General features: G+C 36.8%; 7 protein-coding genes, 1 pseudogene and 1 other annotated feature (1 of these 9 cut by a window edge). Of the genes and pseudogenes, 7 read left to right on the top strand and 1 reads right to left on the bottom strand.

Annotated features, from left to right (window positions below):
• Position 1, top strand: a sequence feature (ribosomal protein L10 leader region); it begins 134 nt to the left of the window's first position.
• A 38-nt stretch (positions 2-39) separates the two neighbouring features.
• The 6 genes and pseudogenes from rplJ to HMPREF2574_RS00910 all read left to right on the top strand — a co-directional run.
• Positions 40-540, top strand: a complete 501-nt coding sequence (gene rplJ, locus HMPREF2574_RS00890; protein ID WP_003029380.1) for a 50S ribosomal protein L10 — start codon at positions 40-42, stop codon at positions 538-540.
• Positions 541-610: 70 nt separating this feature from the next.
• Positions 611-979: a 50S ribosomal protein L7/L12 gene (gene rplL, locus HMPREF2574_RS00895; RefSeq protein WP_003024225.1), complete on the top strand. Its 369-nt coding sequence runs from the start codon at positions 611-613 to the stop codon at positions 977-979.
• A 198-nt stretch (positions 980-1,177) separates the two neighbouring features.
• Positions 1,178-1,348, top strand: coding sequence for a hypothetical protein (locus tag HMPREF2574_RS10350; protein ID WP_142350172.1), 171 nt, complete (start codon positions 1,178-1,180; stop codon positions 1,346-1,348).
• Positions 1,348-2,166, top strand: coding sequence for a replication initiator protein A (locus tag HMPREF2574_RS00900; RefSeq protein ID WP_070812058.1), 819 nt, complete (start codon positions 1,348-1,350; stop codon positions 2,164-2,166). Before HMPREF2574_RS10350 ends, HMPREF2574_RS00900 begins: the two co-directional genes overlap by 1 nt.
• A gap of 68 nt (positions 2,167-2,234) precedes the next feature.
• The gene (locus tag HMPREF2574_RS00905; RefSeq protein ID WP_373878887.1) at positions 2,235-2,600 is read left to right on the top strand and encodes a GNAT family N-acetyltransferase; all 366 of its coding nucleotides are present in this window, start codon (positions 2,235-2,237) and stop codon (positions 2,598-2,600) included.
• Positions 2,601-2,628: 28 nt separating this feature from the next.
• Positions 2,629-2,944 (top strand): annotated as a pseudogene (locus HMPREF2574_RS00910) (hypothetical protein); the annotation flags it as partial.
• A 53-nt stretch (positions 2,945-2,997) separates the two neighbouring features.
• Here HMPREF2574_RS00910 and HMPREF2574_RS00915 read toward each other — a convergent pair.
• Complete coding sequence (locus tag HMPREF2574_RS00915; protein WP_070812059.1) at positions 2,998-3,297, bottom strand: DUF5960 family protein; 300 nt, start codon at positions 3,295-3,297, stop codon at positions 2,998-3,000.
• Between the two features lie 371 nt (positions 3,298-3,668).
• Here HMPREF2574_RS00915 and HMPREF2574_RS00920 point away from each other — a divergent pair.
• On the top strand, positions 3,669-6,000 hold a 2,332-nt coding region (locus tag HMPREF2574_RS00920), incomplete at its 3' end, for a SasC/FmtB family protein (RefSeq protein ID WP_142350173.1).

Raw genomic sequence — 6,000 nt, forward strand, 5'->3', positions numbered from 1 at the left:
AATTTCCCAAGCAAAATAATTACGGAGGTGAAACACTAAATGAGTGAAGCAAGTATTGCTAAAAAAGCGGAACTAGTTGATGTAGTTGCTGAAAAAATGAAAGCAGCTGCAAGTATCGTTGTTGTGGATGCTCGTGGTCTTACAGTTGAACAAGACACAGTTCTTCGTCGTAATCTTCGTGGAAGCGAAGTTGAGTATAAAGTTATTAAAAACTCAATTTTACGTCGTGCAGCTGAAAAAGCTGGACTTGAAGGTCTTGCTGATGCATTTGTTGGACCATCTGCTGTTGCATTTTCAAATGAAGATGTTGTAGCACCAGCAAAAATCATCAATGATTTTACTAAAGAAGCTGATGCACTTGAAATTAAGGGTGGAGCTATTGAAGGTGCTGTTGCATCTAAAGAAGAAATCGTTGCTCTTGCAACTCTTCCAAATCGCGAAGGACTTCTATCTATGCTACTATCTGTGCTTCAAGCACCAGTTCGCAATGTTGCTCTTGCAGTCAAAGCGGTTGCAGACAACAAAGAAGAAGCAGCTTAATTTTAAGTTGCGCGTAGCCTATGCTACAAACTAATAATAAATAACGAAAACATATTTGGAGGAAATGACAATGGCATTGAACATTGAAAATATTATTGCTGAAATTAAAGAAGCTTCAATCCTTGAATTGAACGACCTTGTAAAAGCTATCGAAGAAGAATTTGGTGTAACTGCAGCTGCTCCTGTAGCTGTAGCTGCTGCTGGTGCTGGTGAAGCTGCCGCTGCAAAAGATTCATTTGACGTTGAATTGACTGCAGCAGGCGACAAGAAAGTCGGCGTTATCAAAGCTGTTCGTGAAATCACGGGTCTTGGTCTTAAAGAAGCTAAAGAACTTGTTGACGGAGCACCAACTGTTGTTAAAGAAGGTGTTGCAACTGCAGAAGCTGAAGAAATCAAAACTAAATTGGAAGAAGCTGGAGCTTCAGTTACTCTTAAATAAGAGTAACATCATAATTAGATTGCGGAATCCCTATTTACCAGTCTTTGAGAGCGATAAGCGATTGATAGAAACTGATAAATTGATTTGGTTTCCTGTCAAAAATCCTGCCAAAAATTCTTTGGCAGGATTTTTGTTTTAATAAACTTTCGGGGGTAGACACTAGATTGTCTACCCCATTTTTGCGTTTTGGAGGTAATTATGCAAAAGGAAGAACAGTCATCACGTCATATCGTCAAGAGCCATATCATGACCATCATGGGAGTTGATAATCTAAAAGCAACTCAACTGGTAAATGAAATGGAACAAACAGGTTTAATCCGATTTGATGAATTTGGAAATGTTGGAATTTTAGTTTTGGAGGGACAATAATGAAACGAATTACCGCTAATCAGTATCAGACATCAGAGCGTTATTATAAACTCCCTAAAATTTTGTTTGAGAGTGAACGTTATAAGGATATGAAGCTGGAGGTTAAGGTAGCCTACGCGGTTTTAAAAGATAGGTTGGAGCTGTCTTTGAGTAAGGGCTGGATTGATGAGGATGGGGCTATTTATTTGATTTATTCCAATTCAAATCTGATGGCACTATTAGGCTGTTCAAAGTCAAAACTACTCTCTATTAAGAAAACCTTACGCGAATATGGCTTAATCGATGAAGTCCAACAGTCCTCTAGTGAAAGAGGTCGAATGGCAAATAAAATTTACTTGGGGGAATTAGAACATATGCCTTCCCCAGTCTTACATACAGACGGGGCTAGTGTTAAAAAAACACTAGGGGGGTCTCAAAGAAAGACGGGGCCGGTCTTATATTCAGCCCCTAGTGAGACTGAAGGAAGTGAGACTAAATATAGTGAAACTAAAGGGAGTGATTTCCTTATTGAGGACGAGGAGGAGAGGCAGCTAGTAGATGAGAAGCAAGAAGAAAACTTTACTTCAAAAGTCGATGGCGTGACCAAGTACGATCGAGATTATATTTGGGGTTTGGTTCATGACCAGTTAAGACAGACAGGTCTATCTCAGTCGGCTAGTGACTATGCCATGCTCTATTTTAGTGACCGTTATCAGTATGCATTGGAACATATGCGATTTGCTCGGTCAGCGGAAGTAATAGCTGAATACGTATTTAATGGTGTGCTGTCAGAGTGGACCAAGCAACTGAGACGACAAGAAGTAAAGGGAGGTGATTAAGTTGATTTGGTGGATACTAGGTGGAATCTATCTGATTTCTATCATCTGAAATAGTTTTTCAACCTGAGATATCTAAGTATTATAATGATATTGATTTAGATCGAGAAGTAGTATTAGTTGCTGTTGAAGATGATGAAATTGTAGGTGCAATTTGGGAGAGAATGCTTGATGCAGATAAAAGTGGTTACGGATATTATAAAAGCTCCTTTTCCGAGTTAATGATTTCCATTGATTTTAACCATAGACAAAAAGGGATTGGTAATCAACTAATGATAGGTTTCCTTGATAGATTATCGGAAATTGGTAGAGAAGGAGTTTCTCTAAGTGTTAGCTATGGAAATAATGCGATCCATCTTTATGAAAAATTTGGTTTTGAAGTTGTGAAATGTAGAGACGATGATATTTTGATGATTAAGATTTTAAAGTCCAAATGATAACATAAAATTATTAGTTCGTTGGTAAGAAATATTAAAGAATAGAAAAAATGATAATATGCTTGAAATACCAATCTTTTATTTTGGGAGTGATCGTAATGAGTTTGATTTTTACTTTTCGAATGAAGATCCTTTAATCACATATGACAGTAATCAGGAGCCAATTTATTCTGGAGTATATTTCAGTCGACCTGAGAACTCAAAAAGTTTGTTTAAATTAACGAATAGTAATATCCCTGAGGAAATCTGGGAAGGAAAATTAATAATTGGTCGGTAGGGACCTAGTTTTAAACCTTCTGGTCCCTTGGAAAAAATATTCGAAGATGGTAAATTTTTCAAAGTAGAAATGCTTAGATTTTATGAAGATTAAAAATAGGAACAGTAAATCGAACTGCTCCTATTTTTGTGCTAAGTATGTTGTTGTATTCTTGTAAGAATATCGGTAGATTAGCGGATTTTCATCTATGGTACTTACCTCAAATATGAAGAAGTGATCGCGGTTATCTTTAGACTTCTCCTTATTCAGGATAAAGTAATTCTTACGTGAAGTCGCCATTGTTTTGAGGATATCATCGGTCAGGAAGGTCAATGGAATATTCATGTTAGAGTAGCGGTAGAAGTCACGTTCAAAATCTTGGTAGCTATCGCTATAATAGTCCATTTGTAGGTGATTACGCTGAAACTCAAGCTGATTCATAAAGCACCTCCTCAACAAGTTCAATGCTAACAATGTTATGTATAGTAGATTGAAATAAACTGCGAACAAATCTATTGGGGAATTCAAACAAGTTTATAGCAATGTTTTAGAAGCTTCAATGTACTGTTTCAATTTCGGGCATGAAATAAAATCTAAGTGTGTTTTTATTTTTCTGTCCAATGAATTAAAATAATTGACTTAAATAATTGACTTAAATAATTGACTTAAATAATTGACTTATTAGATTAACAATGATAAGATTAGACTGAAAATGGTTTATAAGCTATAGCTCTGGTTAATATATATATATATATATATATATTAACTGAAGTTGCCATTTTCATTAATAAATTATAAAGGAGTTTTTATAGATGGGAAATAATCATTCTATGAGTCGAGTAGAACGCTCACGTCGTGAGAAGGTAACCCGTTACTCTATTCGAAAAGTAAGTTTTGGTGCAGCCAGTGTAGCGGTTGCAGCATTTCTCATGTTTTTAGGAAATGGTGCAGTATATGCAGCAGAGACAAACGTAACAGCAACAGATTCTGCCCTAACAGCTACTAAAGCTAATAATCAGGTGGATGAAAATCCTGATGCCAGTGACTCGACTGCTCCGAAAACTCAAGCAGACGCAACTACTTCAAAACCTGCTGATGCAACTCCAGCGCCAGTAGTATCATCTCCTACTCCAGCGCCAGAAGAAAAATCAACGGAGAAAAACACTGAGGCGTCATCTACAGAAGCAAATAGCGTAGAAAACAAAGAGAAAACAACAGTAAAAGCTGAAGAGCCATCTACGACATCAGCAGAAACAACAAAACCTGCAGAAGAAACTGCGACAACAGAAAGCAACAAACCAAAATCACGTAGAAAACGTGCTCTAGATGCAAACGATCAGAACCGATCAGGTGATGCAGCTACAACAGATGGAGATGATGATTCAGTTGTCAACGAAAAGGATCTACATGTGGTAAACCCATATTTTGAAGATAACGGAAAACCTACTACTGCTGAAAAATGGAAAGTTATTAATGCTTTTGACTTGATTGGATGGAAGCCGATCAATCCTAATCAAAAAAAAGTAGTTATTGCAAATGGTAAAGTAACAGAGTATGGAGGTTACGGATCTGTTGTAAATCAAACTCATCCATATAGTATTCCGTTGGCACTATATAAAAAAGCTGGTGATCGCACTAGTAAGAGTGATCAGTTTGATGGGGTGTATCAAGATATTGATGTAATTCCTGGACAAGAGATTGTAATTACTCAAAATACAGGTACTTTTGGACCGATTGGATCAAGAGACAATAGAACTATACTAACAGTATCTTACCCAGAAAGAGGGAATGAGGTTCAAGGAAAGATTGTTTGGAGATCACTTATGACACCATATAATGGTGTAGTGACAGTACCTAAAGGGATAACTAAACTTCGTGTACGTCTTGAGGTAGATCCAGATTCAAATGTAGCACATAAAGATAATGGTAAAATTGAAATTGATGGAGAAACATATTACCTTGGAGCAATGGTATCTAATCTATCGATAACTACCGGATCTCACGTTGTAGCTAAACCATCAACTGTAACATACAACGAAGTATCACCATCAGCGACAGCAAAAACTGTAAGAGCTAAAATTAGTGTCGAGATGGAAAATAAGGGACATGCTTCTTCAGGATCAAATAAATATCAAGTTAAGTTACCAGAAGGTGCGACTTTTGTATCATCTGAAGGTGGGACAAAGGATTCGGTTAAAGATGGAACATTGACAATCGATTATAAAGGGTTGAAACCTGGAGAGAAAGTTACATTAAGCTATGTAGTTGAGTTGCCGGCGGATAAACCAACTTCTTCAGATTTTAAAGGAACTAACACATTCTTAACAAGTACCACATATGGTGGGTTAACAGGAACTGTTACAGGGGGAGCAAGTTTTGCTGTTGTAGGAGCTAAATTAAGAAATATCCCTGTAAATACTCAAAATGTAACAGTTAACATGTATAAAACAGACCTGGAGAATAAGGTTAATGGATTAGAAACTCAATTAGCACAGCTAAATGAAAGTGACTATACTCCAGAAAGCTGGAAAGCAATGCAAAATCAACTTGCTGAAGCTAAGAATATCCTAAACGAAGAAAAAAATAATGTACCTGTAGCTGACAGAAAAAATCAAGCTGAAATTAACACTAAGTTAGTATTATTAGAAAAAGAAAAAGCTAAATTAGACTTAGAAAAAGCAGCTAAAGATCAAATTGCTAAGATTGAAGCAGTTGATGGTTCAGTAAAAGAAGAAAAAGAAGCCGCTAAATCAAAAGTAATTGAAGCCTTAGCAGCAGCTAAAAAAGCAGTATACTCAGCAACAACCGAAGCTGATGTAGCAACAAAACTGACAGAAGAAACAAACAAGATTACTCCAATACTTCCAGCAGAAGAAGTTAAGACAGCGGCGAAAAATGATATTCAAAGTATACTTGAAGAGAAGAAAACTCAAATAGCAGCTCGTGATGAACTAACTACTGAAGAAAAAGAAGCCGCTGTAAAAGAAGCAGAACGTTTAGCTCAAGATGCAAAAAATAGAGTGGATGCAGCAACTACTCAAGAATCTGTTGAACGTAACAAAGACCGCGGTGAAGAAAAAGTAGAAAAAGTAGATCCAGCAGCTAAAGTCAAACCAGCAGCTAAAGCAGCGATCGATGCAGCAT

Source organism: Streptococcus sp. HMSC034E12 (assembly GCF_001835915.1).
GTDB lineage: Bacteria > Bacillota > Bacilli > Lactobacillales > Streptococcaceae > Streptococcus > Streptococcus vaginalis.